Raw genomic sequence first — 13,463 nt, forward strand, 5'->3', positions numbered from 1 at the left:
TCAGTACCTCACGTCCTGGTTGCGACGACGCCGCACCACCGTCACCTCGTCGCGCTGGTTGCCGGTCGGGCCCAGGTAGTTGAACGCGAACGCGTGCTGGCCGTAGCCGCCGGCGAGGTGACTGGGCTTGACCCGGATCCGGGTCAGCGAGTTGTGGGTGCCGCCGCGCTTGTTGTTGGTCTCTGAGCGCGGGGTGTCCACGGTGCGCTCTTGGACGTGGTAGACGAACACCACCCCGTCCGGCATCCGCTGGCTCACGATCGCCCGGCCGACGAAGATGCCGTTGACGTTGACCGCCTCGATCCAATCGTTGTCCTTCACACCGATTTTCGCGGCGTCGCCCGGGCTCATCCACATGGTCGGCCCGCCGCGCGACAGCGACAGCATGTACAGGTTGTCCTGGTAGGTGGAGTGGAACGACCACTTCGAGTGGGGGGTCAGATACCGCACGGTGATCCCGATGCCGTCGCCGACCTCACCGAGTTCGGGGGCGTCGAACAGCCGAGCCATGTCCAGCGGTGGGCGATACACCGGCATGTGCTCGCCGAGCTCCTCGATCCAGTCGTGCGCGGTGTAGAAGTGCATCCGTCCGGTCAGGGTGTGGAACGGCTTGAGGCACTCGATGTTGATCGTGAAGGGCGCGTAACGCCGGCCACCGGTCTCGCTGCCGGACCACTCCGGGCTGGTGACCACCGGCACCGGACGGGCCTGGGTGTCGGCGTAGGTGATCCGCTTCTCCTCGCTGCCCTCGGACAGGTGCGCCAGCCGCTGACCGGTGCGCTTCTCCAGCTCACGGAAGCCCTCCGTGGCGATCCGGCCGTTGGTGGTGCCCGACAACGCCAGCACCGTGTCGGCCATCCGGGTGGCCGTGGTCAGTGCCGGGCGGCCCTGTCCGGCGCCGGACTTCATCACCCCGAACCGGCCGGCCAGGTCGTCGACCTCCTCATGCGGGAACACGGTGTAGCCCTTGGTGGTCAGCCCCAGGGTCTCGACCAGCGGGCCCAACGTCTGCCACTTGTCGTGGATCGCGGCGTAATCCCGTTCCACCACGGTGACTTTGGGCATCGTCTTGCCCGGAACGGGTGTTTCACCGGTGCGCAGCCAATCGCGTTCGCTCCCTTCGGGATAGGCCATCGCGTCGGCGGTGTCGTGCAGCATCGCGGTCAGCACCACGTCGTTGCGGACACCCAGGTGCTTTTTGGCCAGCCCGCTGAAGGTCCGGGCGATCGCGCCGAAAGCGTCGTAGTCGCTGCGGGTCTCCCACGGCGGGTCGATCGCCGCGGCGAACGAGTGCACATAGGGGTGCATGTCGGTGGACGACAGGTCGGCCTTCTCATACCAGGTCGCGGCAGGCAGCACGACATCGGACATCAGCGTGGTCGAGGTCATCCGAAAATCGATCGACATCAGCAGGTCGAGCTTGCCTTCGGGAATGTCGTTGTCCCAGCGGACGTCCTGCGGTTTCACACCGTCGGCCGGCGGCTCGCCGAGCACGCTGGCGTCGGTGCCCAACAGGTGCTTGAGGAAGTACTCCCCGCCCTTGCCGGATGCACCGATCAGGTTGGCCCGCCACACCGTCAGCACCCGCGGCCAGTTCACCGGGTTGTCGGGGTCGGTCACCGACAGCTTGAGCTCACCGGCGGCGAGCTGCTCGGCGACGTACTCTCCGGCGTCGCGGCCGGCGGCCTCGGCCTCGTCGGCGACCTGCAGGCTGGACTTGTCGAACTGCGGGTAGAACGGGCTCCAGCCCATCGCGGTCGCCGAGGCCAGGATGTCCATGGTGTGCTTGCCGGCGAAGCGGCCGCGGCCCACCGGGGTGGTCAGCTTGTCCGCCCCGTAGCCGTCGTAGCGCCACTGGTCGGTGTGGGCATACCAGTAGGAGGTGCCGGGTACCTGGCGCGGCGGCCGCGACCAGTCATTGCCCGCGGCCATGGTCTGCCAGCCGGTGAGCGGCCGCACCTTCTCCTGACCGACATAGTGTGCCCAGCCGCCGCCGTTGCGGCCCATCGACCCGGTGAGCATCAGCAGCGCCAGCACCGCCCGATAGGTGGCGTCGCCGTGGAACCACTGGCAGATCCCGCTGCCCATGATGATCATCGACCGCCCGCCGGATTCCTCTGCGTTGCGGGCGAATTCGCGTGCAATCCGGATCGCCTGGGAGGCCGAGACCCCGGTGATCGGCTCCTGCCAGGCCGGGGTGTTGACCTGCGTGCCGTCGTCGTATCCGGTGGGCCATTCGCCGGGCAGCCCGGGCCGGCCCACCGAGTAGTTGACCAGCATCAGGTCGAAGACTGTGCAGACCAGGTGCTCGCCGACCTGACGGACCGGCACCCCCCGCTCGACGACGGTGCCGTGGCCGTCCACGGCGTCGAAGCCGGGCAGCGACACCAACGCGGTCCGCCGGTGGCCGTTGCGCTCCGTGGTATCCAGCACGGTCAAGGCCGGGCGCACCTCACCGAGGTCCAGGTTCCACTTGCCGATCCCCTCGTCGCCCCAGCGGTAGCCCAACGAGCCGTTCGGCACCATAACGCTGTCGGTGCTTTCATCCAGCAGGGCCGGCTTGAACGCGGCATTCTCCGATGCCGCCGCCGCCCCACCCAGATCGGCGGCGGTCAGGTTCTTGCCCGGCACCAGCCGGCCGTCGCGCTCCTCCAGCTTGATCAGGAACGGCAGATCGGTATAGCGACGCACGTAGTCGGTGAAGAACGGCACCTCTTGCTTGACGTAGCACTCGGAGAGGATGACGTGGCCCATCGACATGGCCAGCGCGCCATCGGTGCCTGCAGCGCACGGCATCCACTCGTCGGCGAACTTGGTGTTGTCGGCGTAGTCGGGGCTGACGCTGACCACCTTGGTGCCGCGGTAGCGCACTTCGGCCATCCAGTGCGCGTCGGGGGTGCGGGTGATCGGGACGTTGGAGCCCCACATCATCAGGTAGGCCGCATCCCACCAGTCGCCGGATTCCGGCACGTCGGTCTGGTCGCCGAACACCTGCGGGGAGGCGACCGGCAGGTCGGCGTACCAGTCGTAGAACGACGTCATCACCCCGCCGAGCAGCTGGATGAACCGCGATCCGGCGGCGAACGACACCATGGACATCGCCGGAATCGGCGAGAACCCGGCGATCCGGTCCGGGCCGTAGCTCTTGATGGTGTGCACGTGGGCGGCCGCGATCATCTCGGTGGCTTCGGCCCAGCTGACCCGAACCAGGCCGCCCATGCCGCGGGCCTGCTGGTAACGGCGGCGGCGTTCCGGGTCGGCCTGGATGTCGGCCCAGGCCAGCACCGGGTCACCCAGGCGGGCCTTGGCCTCCCGGAACATCTGCACCAGCGGTCCCCGGGCGTACGGGTAGCGGATGCGGGTCGGTGAGTAGGAATACCAGGAGAAGGACGCGCCGCGTGGGCAGCCGCGGGGTTCGTATTCGGGCCGATCCGGCCCCACCGAGGGATAGTCCGTCGCCTGGTTCTCCCAGGTGATGATCCCGTCCTTGACGAAGATCTTCCACGAGCACGATCCGGTGCAGTTGACCCCGTGGGTGGAGCGGACCACCTTGTCGTGGCTCCAGCGGTCCCGGTAGAAGCTGTCGGCCTCGCGGCCGCCCCGGCGGGTGACCGTGCGCAGGTCGGCGGAGACCTCCCCCGGCGTGAAGAATCGACCGCTGCGTTCCAGCAGTTCTTCAAGCGGGCCGCCGATACGGGGAGTGGGCGGCTTTGCCAGTGTCATCCGGGTACTCCTTAGCGGGTCGCCGCACTCAAGCGGTTCAGGTGGCAGGGCGGGGCCGCATCAGCACACCGTCTCAGGCCGAAACCCCAGCGTAGTGGGGTATATCGCCTAACGACCGAATTCATCGGCAGAATTAACAGAGCTGTTTCACCTACAGTGCCCGAGCCAGGTCGGCGAGCCAAGCTCTATCGGCGGGTACCCAGTCAACGTCACGCAACTCCACAGCTGTCACCCAGCGAAGCGCCTGGTGGTCGTCGGGCCGGGGCTCGCCGCATTTGAGGCTGACCTGGTAGGCACGCAGCGTCATCTGCGGATTCAGCACCACGTCGGCTCCGAGGCGTTCGCCCACCATGATCGCCGCGGCGTCCAGCCCCAGCTCTTCGGCGAGCTCGCGGACCAGCGCAGCCGGTTCGCTCTCGCCGGGCATGACCTTGCCGCCGGGCAGCTCCCAGAGACCCGCCAACTCCGGCGGGCGACGTCGCTGCGCGATCAACACCGTAGACCCGACGATCACGGCTCCGGCGACGACGATCTGGGTGGGCATGGCGTGTGAGGCTATCCCGTCCTACCGTCGGGTATGGCCTTGTTAACCGATGAACAAGTGGATGCCGCACTACCCGACCTCGACGGCTGGGAGCGGACCGACGGTGCGCTGCGCCGCTCGGTCAAGTTCGACTCGTTTTTGGCCGGCATCGAAGCGGTACGGCGGGTCGCCGAACGCGCCGAGGCGGCCGATCACCACCCCGATATCGACATCCGCTGGCGGACCGTGACGTTCGCACTGGTGACGCACTCCGAGGGCGGCATCACCGACAAGGACGTGGCGATGGCGGGCGAGATCAACCGGATTCTGGCGAGCTGACGCGGGTGGTGGCCATCCAGGCGAGGGTGGCCAGCACGCCGACGATGTAGACCAGGCCGGCCCACGCCAGATACCACGGCCGGCCGTCCTGCCAGATGGTCGGCTGCGCGAAACTGAGCAGCCACGGCACCCCGATCAGGGTCGCCGCCAGCCAGCCCCAGCCCAGCACCCGAGCACCCCGGCGATCCGAGTACGGGCCGTGCAGCAGCCAGATCATCAGCGGCAGCAGCCACACCCAGTGGTGGGTCCAGGAGATCGGCGATGCCAACAGCCCGAACAGCTCGACCACCAGCAGCAGGCCGAGCGGGTCGGGCCGGACGGGGTTGCTGTCCAGCGCACGCCATGCCAGCACCGCCAGCACCGCCGTGACGGCGATCGCGATCAGCACCAGCGGGCCGTAGCCGGCGTCATGGCCGAGGATCCGGGAGATCCCACCGCGCCAGGACTGGTTGAACGACGTTCCGATCGGCCCCACCCGGTGCGCATCACCGAGCAGCTCGGTGAAGTAGCGGCGGGCCTGGTCACCAGTGGCCCACACCGAGACCGCGACCGTGCCGGCGAAGACCACCGCCGAGAACACCGCGGCGGCCCAGCGCCGCGCCCCGGCCAGGTAGACCCCGGCGATCGCCGGGGTCAGCTTGACCCCGGCGGCCAGCCCGACACACAGACCCGATACCCACCACCGGCTGCTGTAGACCGCGTAGAGCACCGCCAGCACCAGGATCACGTTGATCTGGCCGTAGTCGAAGGTGCTGCGCAACGGTTCGGTCCAGATCCCGACCGCCGTCCACAGCATCGCAACCCGCCGGCCCGCGGTGGCCGATTCCCCGAGTAGTCGCTGGCACAGTCGCACCACGCCGTACACCGCGGCCATGGTCCCGATCTGCCACAGTAAGGCGACCAATCCGAACGGCAGGAAATGCAGCGGGTAGAACACCACCGCGGCGAACGGCGGATAGGTGAACGGCAGCGGGAAGTCCGGCGTCTGGTCGGCGTAGACGTAGTCATACAGTTCGCCGGGCCGGCCCAGCGCGGCCGCGCCGCTGATGTAGACGTGCAGGTCGACGAAGTTGGCGCCGCGTGGGGTGAGGTAGGTCCACGCGATTCGCGCCACGATGCTGACCGCCAGCAGCAGCGGGGCCGCGGCGGTCAATCGGTTCGCCCAGGAACGCGCGGCGGGGGGATCGAGGGTGGTGTCTACCGCCACGACTTTATCGAACAGCGGTCCGATCACCGTCGCGGCTCGGGTCCGTAACAGTCCCATAAATGACACTGGTGTCACTTGAGCCTCATCAGCAACAGGCTAGCTTCGAATTTCGTAGAAGCCACCGCCGAGGAATTGGGGAACCCATGTCGCGCTTCCGGACACTTTTCAACACCACCGCCACCGCGACCGTCGCGGTCGGCTCCTCAGCCGCGCTGCTCTTCGGCGGCCTCCCCGGCTTCGGCGCCATCGCTGCCGCCGACCCGGCGGTCCCGGCCCTGCCGCTGCCGGCCGCAGGGTTTCCCGGCCTTCCCGCGATCGAGCAGCTGAGCCCGGTGATCCAGCAGGCCGCGGCCGACCCGGCCGGGGCGTCCCAGCTGCTGATGGCCGCGGCCGCGGCGTTCGCCGGGAACTCCTCGGCCCCCGCCGGGTCCCGGCAGGTGGCCGACTCGGTGGCGCAGTTCGTGCAGTCGCCGCCCGAAGCGCCGGCCACGCTGCCGGGCCAGCACGTGCCGACGGCCGGATCGGCGCCGGGCCTGGTGGCCCACCTGCCCAGCGGTGTCGACCCCGCCAAATCGGTGGGACCGGTGCCCCAGGCCGCGCCGAGCGCACCCGAAGCCGTGCCGGCTCCCGCCGAAGCGATTCCCGCACCCCCGGAAAGCGCAGCGGCCGCCGCCGGCGCTGTCACCACGCCGCCGGCCGAAGCCGTCCCAGCCGAGGCCGCCGCGCCCGAGGCGACACCGGCCGCCGCCAACCCGGGATTCGGCCCGGACGCGCCGCCGACCCAGGACTTCATGTACCCGTCCATCGGCCAGAACTGCCTGGCCGACGGCGGCAACGTCATCGCCACCGCGCTGTCAGTGGCCGGCCCGGCCACCATTCCGACCCCGGGCCCCAAGGCCGGTCAGACCGCTTACGTGTTCACCGCGGTCGGCACGCCCGGCCCCGCCGAAACCCAGAAGCTGCCGTTGAACGTCACCTGGGTGAACCTGACCACCGGCAAGTCCGGCAGCGCGACCCTGCAGCCGCGCTCAGACATCAACGCCGAGGGTCCGACGACGCTGACCGCGATCGTCGACACCGGCTCGGGCAGCATCATGTCGACGATTTTCGGGCAGGTCAGCACCAAGGATCACCAGTGCAACTTCCTGCCCACCATCGGCTCGACGGTGGTGCCCTGAGCCGTCAGTAGGCCATGAACAAGATGGCGTCCCGGTCGTAGCTCATCCCGGGGTGCGCATCGGCGAGGTGCTTCTGGGCCAGGTCGACCAGGTCGTCTTCGTCCTTGCCGACGATGGCCTCGCCACACGGGCAGTTCAGGTGGGTCTTCATTGTCGCCGCCTTTCCGTTGCGCTCTCAGCTGTCCCGGGCTTGCTTTGCAGCCTGCTTCTGGGCCTTCTTGGTGGACCGCACCTGTTGCAACGACGCCTCGTCGACGACGTCGGCGATCGACAGATGAGTGCCGTCCTCACCGTAAGCTCCCGCGGCGGCCCGCCAACGCGGCGGGGTCACGTCGTACTGCTTGCCGAGCAGCGCCAGAAAGATCCGCGCCTTCTGCTCGCCGAAGCCGGGCAATGCCTTGAGCCGTTTGAGCACCTCGGCTCCATCGGGCTCACCGGCCGTCCACAGCGCGGTGGTGTCGCCGCCGTATTGGTCGATGACCGCGCGGGCCAGGGCTTGGATCCGGCCCGCCATTGATCCCGGAAACCGGTGCACCGCAGGTTTTTCCGCGCACAGTGCGGCGAATTCTTCGGGGTCGCGGCCGGCGATGTCGTGCGGGTCGAGCCCACCCATCCGGTCGGCGATCTTCTTCGGGCCGGCGAACGCGACCTCCATGGGGACCTGCTGGTCGAGCAGCATGCCGACCAGCAGCGCGAACGGGTCGGCGCCCAACAACGCATCGGCGTCGGTGTCACCCACCAGCTGCAGCTTCGGCACGCCGTCAGTGTAGAACGAACCCGATTCCGCGGTGCGCGTGTCTGTGTCGGTGGACTGTGGAACGGTATTAACGACAACCGACTTGCAGGAGGCAGCCATGAGACGTGGAGTGACAGCTCTGATCGGAGCGATGGTTACCGCACTCGCCTTGGCTGCCACGGCCGGTGCGATCCCCGAGCAGGGCACGCCCGAGTTCGACACGTATATGCAGGGCCTGGAACGCAACGGGTTCAACTTGAATCCCGATACGGCGTGGCGGGTCGCCCATCAGGCGTGTGAGGGCGGCCTTCCGGGTCTTATCGGGTGGGAGCTCACCGCGCAGGGAGTCATCGGCCCCGGAGCGGGCCAGCGGCTGATGGATGTGGCCCGCCAGTACGCCTGCCCCGTGCAGTAACTACCCGCTCTTACGGCGGAACTCCCGGCGGCTCTCCAACGGGCCATGCGACCTGGACTGCTTGGCACCGGCGTCCTTGTGCTCAGAACCCCCCGCCGATTTCGCGTTCTTGCGCTCCAACGCCTCGCGGAACTTGCGCTTGTTCTCGGCTGCGGCGGAATCTGATTCGGGCATGACCTGGAGCTTAGCGGGGATCGCAAGAGCGGCGCAGCCGGTCGAAGCGGGTCGCCGCCGTGGCGTAGCTCAGCGCATGCCCGGCGGCATGCCGTACAGGTGGGTGATCGGCAACGTCAGCAACACGCGGCGATCGGTGACCATCGCCTGGCGGTATTCGTCCCAATCCGGGTGCTCGCCGGCGATGTTGCGGTACAGCGCAACGAGCGCCTCGACGGTGTCGTCGTCGGGAGCGGCCGCCGGCGGCGTCAACGCAGCGTCGCCTTCGGCGACGGCATAGGCCCATCCGTCGTCGGAACTGACCAGAACCGACGCCCGCGGGTCACGCCGCAGGTTGCGGGTCTTGGCCCGCGGTTCGGTGACCGACACCTGCACCGTCACCGCGCGGGGATCGAAGTGATACTGCACGTTCGACAGCTGGGGGCGTCCATCGCGTTTGATGGTGGCAAGAACGCCGAGCGAGTTTCCGCTGATCAATGCCAGCAACTTATCGTCGAACACCTGGCGTCCCATCCTCGAAGCGTACCGATTGATGCGGGGCTTCGCCGTCGTTACCATCGCGCAGATGGTCCGGTACGCGGCGTTTCTGCGGGGTGTCAACGTCGGCGGAGTCAACCTCAAGATGGCTGACGTGGCCGCCACGCTGACCCAAGCCGGCTTCACCGGGGTCCGCACCGTCCTCGCCAGTGGCAACGTGCTGCTCGAATCGCCGAACGATGCCGCGACGGTGCGCACCACCGCCGAGGCCGCGCTGCAGGAGCGTTTCGGCTATCCGGCCCGGGTGCTGGTCTACGAGGTCGAGGCGGTGCGTGCGATCGTCGCCGCCTATCCGTTCGAACCCGAAGTGCCCGGGGCCCACTCCTATGTCACGTTCGTCGCCGACCCGGCGGTGCTGGCCGAGTTGTCCGCGCTGGCCGGGCTCGGCTCCGACGGAAAGATCACGCCCGGCGACGAGGTCATCTACTGGCAGATCCCCAAGGGCGACACGTTGGGGAGCACGCTGGGCAAGACGATGGGCGCCAAGCGGTACGCGTCGTCGACGACCACCCGCAATCTGCGCACCCTGAGCAAGGTGCTGCGCTGAGGTGCCGACGGTAAAGTCGCCCAGGTGAGCCAGGCACAGAAAGTTTCCCTGACCGGTGTCTCCGAGACCGCGTTGCTGACGCTGAACGCACGGGCGACCGAAGCCCGCCGTCCCGACCGCATCCTCAACGATCCGATGGCGGTCCGGCTGGCGGATTCGATCGACTTCGACTTCGCGAAATTCGGCTCGACGCGCCAAGACATCGCCGTACGCGCGCTGGGCATCGACGCCCAGGCCCAGCGCTTCCTTCGGCAACACCCGACGGGCACCGTGGTGGCACTGGCCGAAGGCTTGCAGACCAGCTTCTGGCGACTCAGCGAAGCGGTGCCGGATCCGCAATTCCGGTGGCTCACAGTGGATCTGCCCCCGATCATCGAGATCCGCCAGCGACTGTTGCCGAAGGAGCCGCGGGTGTCGGTGTGCTCGCAATCGGCACTGGACTACAGCTGGATGGACCAGGTCGACAATTCCGAGGGCGTGTTCATCAGCGCCGAGGGCCTACTGATGTACCTGCAGCCCGAACAGTCGCTGGGGCTCATCGCCGAGTGCGCGCGCCGCTTTCCGGGCGGCCGGATGATCTTCGACCTGCCGCCGGCCTGGATCGGCTGGCTGATCCGCCACGGCGTGCCGACATCGCTGCGCTACCGGGCGCCGTCGATGCCGTTCACGCTGTCTGCTGCCGACACCGCCAAGCTGGTGGACACCGTGCCGGGCATCCGGGCGGTCCACGACCTGCAACTGCCGCGGGGCCGCGGGTGGTTGTTCAACACCGTGCTGCCGAACGCCTACCGACTGCGATCCCTGGCCGATGCGCGGCCGTCGCTGACGCTGCTGGAATTCGGCTGACGACCACTCGTCTCGGCGTTGCCGAACGCCGCGTCGAGGTAGCGCAGCGCGTCGGCCTTGGCCAGGCCGACCGTGCTGGCCGCGGCGACGAAGGCAGCGGCCGCGGCCGTCATGGCCGCATCCGCCGGATCGCTGCTCGCCACGAAAGTGCCGAAACGGCCGCGGGTTTCGACGATGCCGGCAGCCTCCAGTTCCCGGTAGGCCCGCGCCACCGTATTGACCGCCAGACCGAGCTGCCCGGCCAGCTCTCGCACGGTCGGCAGCCTGGTTCCCGCCGGTAGGGCTCCTTGTCGCACCGCGTCGATCAGCTGAGTCCTGACCTGCTCGAACAGCGGCCCGTCCGGCCGCGTGTCGATCCGCAGCAGCTTGGTGAAGTCCATTCGCCCAGTATCCAGCTATGTTGGTGGCGTGCAGGTGGCGGTGTTCAGCGGTGCGGGGATCTCAGCGGAGAGCGGGGTACCCACTTTTCGTGATGACGAGAAGGGGCTGTGGTCACAGTACGACCCGTACGAGGTGTCCAGCATCGACGGCTGGAACCGGCAGCCGGAACTGGTCTGGGGCTGGTACCTGTGGCGCTGCCAGCTGGCCCGCCGCGTCGAACCGAACCTCGGTCATCGCGCGGTCGCCGACTGGGAGCAGCACGCCGAGGTCCACGTCATCACCCAGAACGTCGACAATCTGCATGAGCGTGGCGGCAGTTCCAGGGTCCACCACCTGCACGGCCGGATGTTCACCTTCCGTTGCGGGGATTGCGATCAGCCGCAGGACCCGGAGGTGCCGGTGATGACCGAGCCGGTGCTCGAGGTGGCGCCGCCGGTGTGCGAGTGTGGCGGATTGGTCCGCCCGGACGTCGTCTGGTTCGGCGAGAACCTGCCCGAGGAACCGTGGAACGCCGCGGTCGAGGCCATCGACAACGCCGACGTGCTGATCGTGGTGGGCACCTCCGGCGTGGTCTATCCGGCGGCCGGCCTGCCCGAGCGGGCGTTGGAGCTCGGCAAGGTCGTCATCGAGGTCAACCCCGAGCCGACCCCGCTGTCGGAGCGGGCCACGACGTACTTGCGGACGACCGCGTCGGCGGCGCTACCGGGGATGGTGCAGCGGCTGCCGTTCCTGCTGGGGCAGCGCTAGCGCGACTCCGCGTCGGTGTCAGCGCGGCTCAGGCCGGCCGGCTGGCGCAACCCAGCGCGAACTCCGAGACCGGCACCGGCGCCCACACCGGGAACTGGTGCCCGCGCCGCGACGTGCCGACGGTGAAGCCGGCAGCGGTGATCATCGCCTCGGTGTCGCGGTGGGTATGACAATTGCCGAACAGCCTCGGCCAGATGGTGGCGTCGGCCAGCCGCTGCAGCCCGCCACGCGCTCCCCTGCTGGCGACGTGCTCGAAGTAGCGCAGCTCGCCGCCGGGCTTGAGCAAGGCGTACAGCTGGCGCAGCACCTGTTCAGGCTGGTCCACCGAGCACAGCACCAGGGAGCAAACAATCGCGTCGAACGGTTCGCCGGCGTCCAAGGCCTCGACGGTGCTCGCCATGACCGTCACCGGCACCGGTGCGGCAGCGGCGGCCTCCCGGGCGGCCTCGCGCAGTCGCGACTCCGGCTCGGGGGCCACCACCTCGGTCACGGTGTCGGGATAGAAACCGAAGTTGCTTCCGGTGCCGGCACCGACTTCCAGCACTCGCCCGGACAGCCCCTCAAGGTTCTCGCGGCGCCGGTCACGCAGCCAGTCGGTCTCACGGCTGGACATGAACGTCCAGATCCGAGCGAACAGCGGATTGTCCAGAGTTACCGGTGATGCCATGCGGCCACCATAGCGGTGATCGCGAGCGCGGCGGAGCCGGGCGAAGCGGGTCACCGCCAACGGACCGCCTACCGGCCGATGTGATACCGATCACACCGTAGGTCAGCCCATTGGGCCGGTTTCATCCGAAAAGTCTGGCAAACACTACTCGTCAGTAGGATTGCCACTATTTCCCGAAACGTAACTCAAAGATCCCTTAATAGTGACCCATACGCTCAGGGTCATGTGGATCGATGACTCAAGTGCCGACGTGATCAAGGTTGACTTCGAGGCTCTCTACCACGGCGACCTCCTGGTCGAGGGCGACACCTCGGAGCAGCTCGACGACTGGCACCCGCTGGCCAGCTGACTGATCGGCGCCGCGTAATCGGCGCCTTTCAATCTGGTGTGCGCACCTCAGCTGCGGCTGATCATGCGCGACAGGGTTCGTACTGCGTGCCGGTTCGCCGAACGCTTCAACCGTTCAATCATCGGCTGCCGAATCGGCGCAGTCACAGTGCCGAAGCGCGGGAACAGCGTCAGGGCGTTGGTCCGGTCGATCGCCGCGCGAGTTGATCCGTCCAGTCCGACATAGGTCTCCAGTCCGGCGGCGAACAGTCTCCCGGCAGCAATCGGCGCGAACGGCCAGTCCGATCCGAATGTGACATGCCCGGGTTGGGCGAATGCCAGCAGGCTGGGCAGCGCGGCGGCACTGGAGGACAGCGCGGTGTCGAAGTAGAAGCCGGTGAAATCGTCGAGGGTGTCGGCGGGACTGGCCCCGGTGTCGGCCATGATCGCGACCGCCATCCGGTGGCTGGCATAGGGTACGAATCCCCCGGCGTGGCTCAGGATGAACCGAATCTTCGGATAGCGCCGCCGGACGCCGTTGCGCACCAACAGGTAGGCGGCCCGGGTGGTGTCGAGCAGGAAGTCGGCGGCGAAGGGCGCGACACCGGAAACGGTCGGCCCAGGTAGATCCGCGGGGTGAATGAACACGACCGCCGAGCGTTCATTGAGTACGGCGAACAGGTCGTCCTGGCCGTCCTGGCCCAGGTACGCGCCGGCGCTGTTGGCCAACAGCACTATTCCGTCGGCGTCGAGTTCGTCGAGTGCGCGCACCGACTCCGCCACCGCGAGGTCGACGTGCGGCATGGGGACGGTGGCGAAAAAGCCGAACTGCTCGGGATGTGCGGCGACCAATTGTGCCGCGTAATCGTTGAGATCCCGTGCCAGCGCGGCCGCGTCGGCCCCGGCCGGCAGGAACGTGGTGCCCGGCGTCGACACCGAAACGATGGCGGTACCGACGTCCAGCTCGGCCATCGCCTGCAACGATCCCTCCGGACTCCAGTCGGGCAGAGCCCGCCCGCCGGCTTCGTCGATACCGGCTCGCTGTAAGGCTTTTCGGTAGTCCGGCGGGATCAGATGATGGTGGGTGTCGATGCGTTGCATGATGGGCCCCTTGAT

The 13,463-nt window shown here is 68.1% G+C and carries 16 protein-coding genes and 1 pseudogene; 7 read left to right on the plus strand and 10 right to left on the minus strand.

The features are described from left to right. Together G6N19_RS03415 and G6N19_RS03420 are read right to left on the minus strand one after the other, a co-directional pair. A complete protein-coding gene (locus tag G6N19_RS03415) occupies positions 1 to 3,723 on the minus strand; it encodes a nitrate reductase subunit alpha (RefSeq protein WP_193465766.1) in 3,723 nt (1,240 codons plus the stop codon). A 151-nt stretch (positions 3,724 to 3,874) separates the two neighbouring features. Beyond that, entirely contained in the window at positions 3,875 to 4,267 is a 393-nt protein-coding gene (locus tag G6N19_RS03420; protein ID WP_013828090.1) for a (deoxy)nucleoside triphosphate pyrophosphohydrolase, read from the minus strand. A 33-nt stretch (positions 4,268 to 4,300) separates the two neighbouring features. Here G6N19_RS03420 and G6N19_RS03425 point away from each other — a divergent pair, with 33 nt between their 5' ends. Further along, on the plus strand, positions 4,301 to 4,585 hold the full coding sequence (locus G6N19_RS03425) for a 4a-hydroxytetrahydrobiopterin dehydratase (protein WP_083038391.1): 285 nt from the start codon (positions 4,301 to 4,303) through the stop codon (positions 4,583 to 4,585). Here G6N19_RS03425 and G6N19_RS03430 read toward each other — a convergent pair. Beyond that, the gene (locus G6N19_RS03430; protein ID WP_049792856.1) at positions 4,563 to 5,849 is read right to left on the minus strand and encodes a mannosyltransferase; all 1,287 of its coding nucleotides are present in this window, start codon (positions 5,847 to 5,849) and stop codon (positions 4,563 to 4,565) included. The two genes, G6N19_RS03425 and G6N19_RS03430, sit on opposite strands and share 23 nt — an antisense overlap. 86 nt (positions 5,850 to 5,935) lie before the next feature. On the opposite strand from G6N19_RS03430, the gene G6N19_RS03435 reads away from it, so the two are divergent. Further along, positions 5,936 to 6,970 (plus strand): Rv1157c family protein, encoded by a 1,035-nt coding sequence (locus G6N19_RS03435; protein ID WP_013828087.1) that lies wholly within the window; start codon positions 5,936 to 5,938, stop codon positions 6,968 to 6,970. Between the two features lie 4 nt (positions 6,971 to 6,974). On the opposite strand, the gene G6N19_RS03440 is transcribed toward G6N19_RS03435, so the two are convergent. Both G6N19_RS03440 and G6N19_RS03445 read right to left on the minus strand, forming a co-directional pair. Continuing rightward, positions 6,975 to 7,121, minus strand: a complete 147-nt coding sequence (locus G6N19_RS03440; RefSeq protein ID WP_013828086.1) for a hypothetical protein — start codon at positions 7,119 to 7,121, stop codon at positions 6,975 to 6,977. 24 nt (positions 7,122 to 7,145) lie between these two features. Further along, positions 7,146 to 7,727: an HhH-GPD-type base excision DNA repair protein gene (locus tag G6N19_RS03445; RefSeq protein ID WP_013828085.1), complete on the minus strand. Its 582-nt coding sequence runs from the start codon at positions 7,725 to 7,727 to the stop codon at positions 7,146 to 7,148. A gap of 97 nt (positions 7,728 to 7,824) precedes the next feature. Here G6N19_RS03445 and G6N19_RS03450 point away from each other — a divergent pair, with 97 nt between their 5' ends. After that, a complete protein-coding gene (locus G6N19_RS03450) occupies positions 7,825 to 8,121 on the plus strand; it encodes a hypothetical protein (RefSeq protein ID WP_041317379.1) in 297 nt (98 codons plus the stop codon). On the opposite strand, the gene G6N19_RS03455 is transcribed toward G6N19_RS03450, so the two are convergent. Then, positions 8,122 to 8,295, minus strand: a complete 174-nt coding sequence (locus G6N19_RS03455) for a DUF5302 domain-containing protein (protein WP_013828083.1) — start codon at positions 8,293 to 8,295, stop codon at positions 8,122 to 8,124. A 69-nt stretch (positions 8,296 to 8,364) separates the two neighbouring features. After that, complete coding sequence (locus G6N19_RS03460) at positions 8,365 to 8,808, minus strand: PPOX class F420-dependent oxidoreductase (RefSeq protein WP_041317373.1); 444 nt, start codon at positions 8,806 to 8,808, stop codon at positions 8,365 to 8,367. Between the two features lie 52 nt (positions 8,809 to 8,860). Between G6N19_RS03460 and G6N19_RS03465 the strand changes: the two genes are divergently transcribed. Together G6N19_RS03465 and G6N19_RS03470 are read left to right on the plus strand one after the other, a co-directional pair. Continuing rightward, complete coding sequence (locus tag G6N19_RS03465; protein ID WP_193465767.1) at positions 8,861 to 9,379, plus strand: DUF1697 domain-containing protein; 519 nt, start codon at positions 8,861 to 8,863, stop codon at positions 9,377 to 9,379. 24 nt (positions 9,380 to 9,403) lie between these two features. Beyond that, complete coding sequence (locus tag G6N19_RS03470) at positions 9,404 to 10,225, plus strand: class I SAM-dependent methyltransferase (protein WP_013828080.1); 822 nt, start codon at positions 9,404 to 9,406, stop codon at positions 10,223 to 10,225. A gap of 20 nt (positions 10,226 to 10,245) precedes the next feature. On the opposite strand, the pseudogene G6N19_RS03475 reads toward G6N19_RS03470, so the two are convergent. Beyond that, positions 10,246 to 10,605 (minus strand): annotated as a pseudogene (locus G6N19_RS03475) (GntR family transcriptional regulator); the annotation flags it as partial. Between the two features lie 28 nt (positions 10,606 to 10,633). Here G6N19_RS03475 and G6N19_RS03480 point away from each other — a divergent pair. Continuing rightward, entirely contained in the window at positions 10,634 to 11,353 is a 720-nt protein-coding gene (locus G6N19_RS03480) for an NAD-dependent deacylase (protein WP_013828079.1), read from the plus strand. 28 nt (positions 11,354 to 11,381) lie between these two features. Here G6N19_RS03480 and G6N19_RS03485 read toward each other — a convergent pair whose 3' ends face one another. Further along, entirely contained in the window at positions 11,382 to 12,020 is a 639-nt protein-coding gene (locus G6N19_RS03485) for a class I SAM-dependent methyltransferase (RefSeq protein ID WP_013828078.1), read from the minus strand. Between the two features lie 223 nt (positions 12,021 to 12,243). Here G6N19_RS03485 and G6N19_RS21515 point away from each other — a divergent pair, with 223 nt between their 5' ends. Further along, positions 12,244 to 12,369, plus strand: a complete 126-nt coding sequence (locus tag G6N19_RS21515) for a hypothetical protein (RefSeq protein WP_013828077.1) — start codon at positions 12,244 to 12,246, stop codon at positions 12,367 to 12,369. A 47-nt stretch (positions 12,370 to 12,416) separates the two neighbouring features. Here G6N19_RS21515 and G6N19_RS03490 read toward each other — a convergent pair whose 3' ends face one another. Beyond that, positions 12,417 to 13,448 carry an amidohydrolase family protein gene (locus G6N19_RS03490; protein ID WP_193465768.1) on the minus strand — a complete coding sequence of 344 codons (1,032 nt, stop codon included), beginning with the start codon at positions 13,446 to 13,448 and terminating at the stop codon, positions 12,417 to 12,419. Positions 13,449 to 13,463 lie beyond the last annotated feature (15 nt).

The sequence above is a fragment of the Mycobacterium novum genome (assembly GCF_010726505.1).
GTDB classification, from domain to species: Bacteria; Actinomycetota; Actinomycetes; order Mycobacteriales; family Mycobacteriaceae; genus Mycobacterium; species Mycobacterium algericum.

Coding starts and splice junctions, on each gene's coding strand:
- G6N19_RS03440 (WP_013828086.1), bottom strand. CDS start 7,121: ATGAAGACCCACCTGAACTGCCCGTGTGGCGAGGCCATCGTCGGCAAG.
- G6N19_RS03420 (WP_013828090.1), bottom strand. CDS start 4,267: ATGCCCACCCAGATCGTCGTCGCCGGAGCCGTGATCGTCGGGTCTACG.
- G6N19_RS21515 (WP_013828077.1), top strand. CDS start 12,244: ATGTGGATCGATGACTCAAGTGCCGACGTGATCAAGGTTGACTTCGAG.
- G6N19_RS03485 (WP_013828078.1), bottom strand. CDS start 12,020: ATGGCATCACCGGTAACTCTGGACAATCCGCTGTTCGCTCGGATCTGG.
- G6N19_RS03460 (WP_041317373.1), bottom strand. CDS start 8,808: ATGGGACGCCAGGTGTTCGACGATAAGTTGCTGGCATTGATCAGCGGA.
- G6N19_RS03455 (WP_013828083.1), bottom strand. CDS start 8,295: ATGCCCGAATCAGATTCCGCCGCAGCCGAGAACAAGCGCAAGTTCCGC.
- G6N19_RS03415 (WP_193465766.1), bottom strand. CDS start 3,723: ATGACACTGGCAAAGCCGCCCACTCCCCGTATCGGCGGCCCGCTTGAA.
- G6N19_RS03425 (WP_083038391.1), top strand. CDS start 4,301: ATGGCCTTGTTAACCGATGAACAAGTGGATGCCGCACTACCCGACCTC.
- G6N19_RS03490 (WP_193465768.1), bottom strand. CDS start 13,448: ATGCAACGCATCGACACCCACCATCATCTGATCCCGCCGGACTACCGA.
- G6N19_RS03450 (WP_041317379.1), top strand. CDS start 7,825: ATGAGACGTGGAGTGACAGCTCTGATCGGAGCGATGGTTACCGCACTC.
- G6N19_RS03465 (WP_193465767.1), top strand. CDS start 8,861: ATGGTCCGGTACGCGGCGTTTCTGCGGGGTGTCAACGTCGGCGGAGTC.
- G6N19_RS03435 (WP_013828087.1), top strand. CDS start 5,936: ATGTCGCGCTTCCGGACACTTTTCAACACCACCGCCACCGCGACCGTC.
- G6N19_RS03430 (WP_049792856.1), bottom strand. CDS start 5,849: ATGGGACTGTTACGGACCCGAGCCGCGACGGTGATCGGACCGCTGTTC.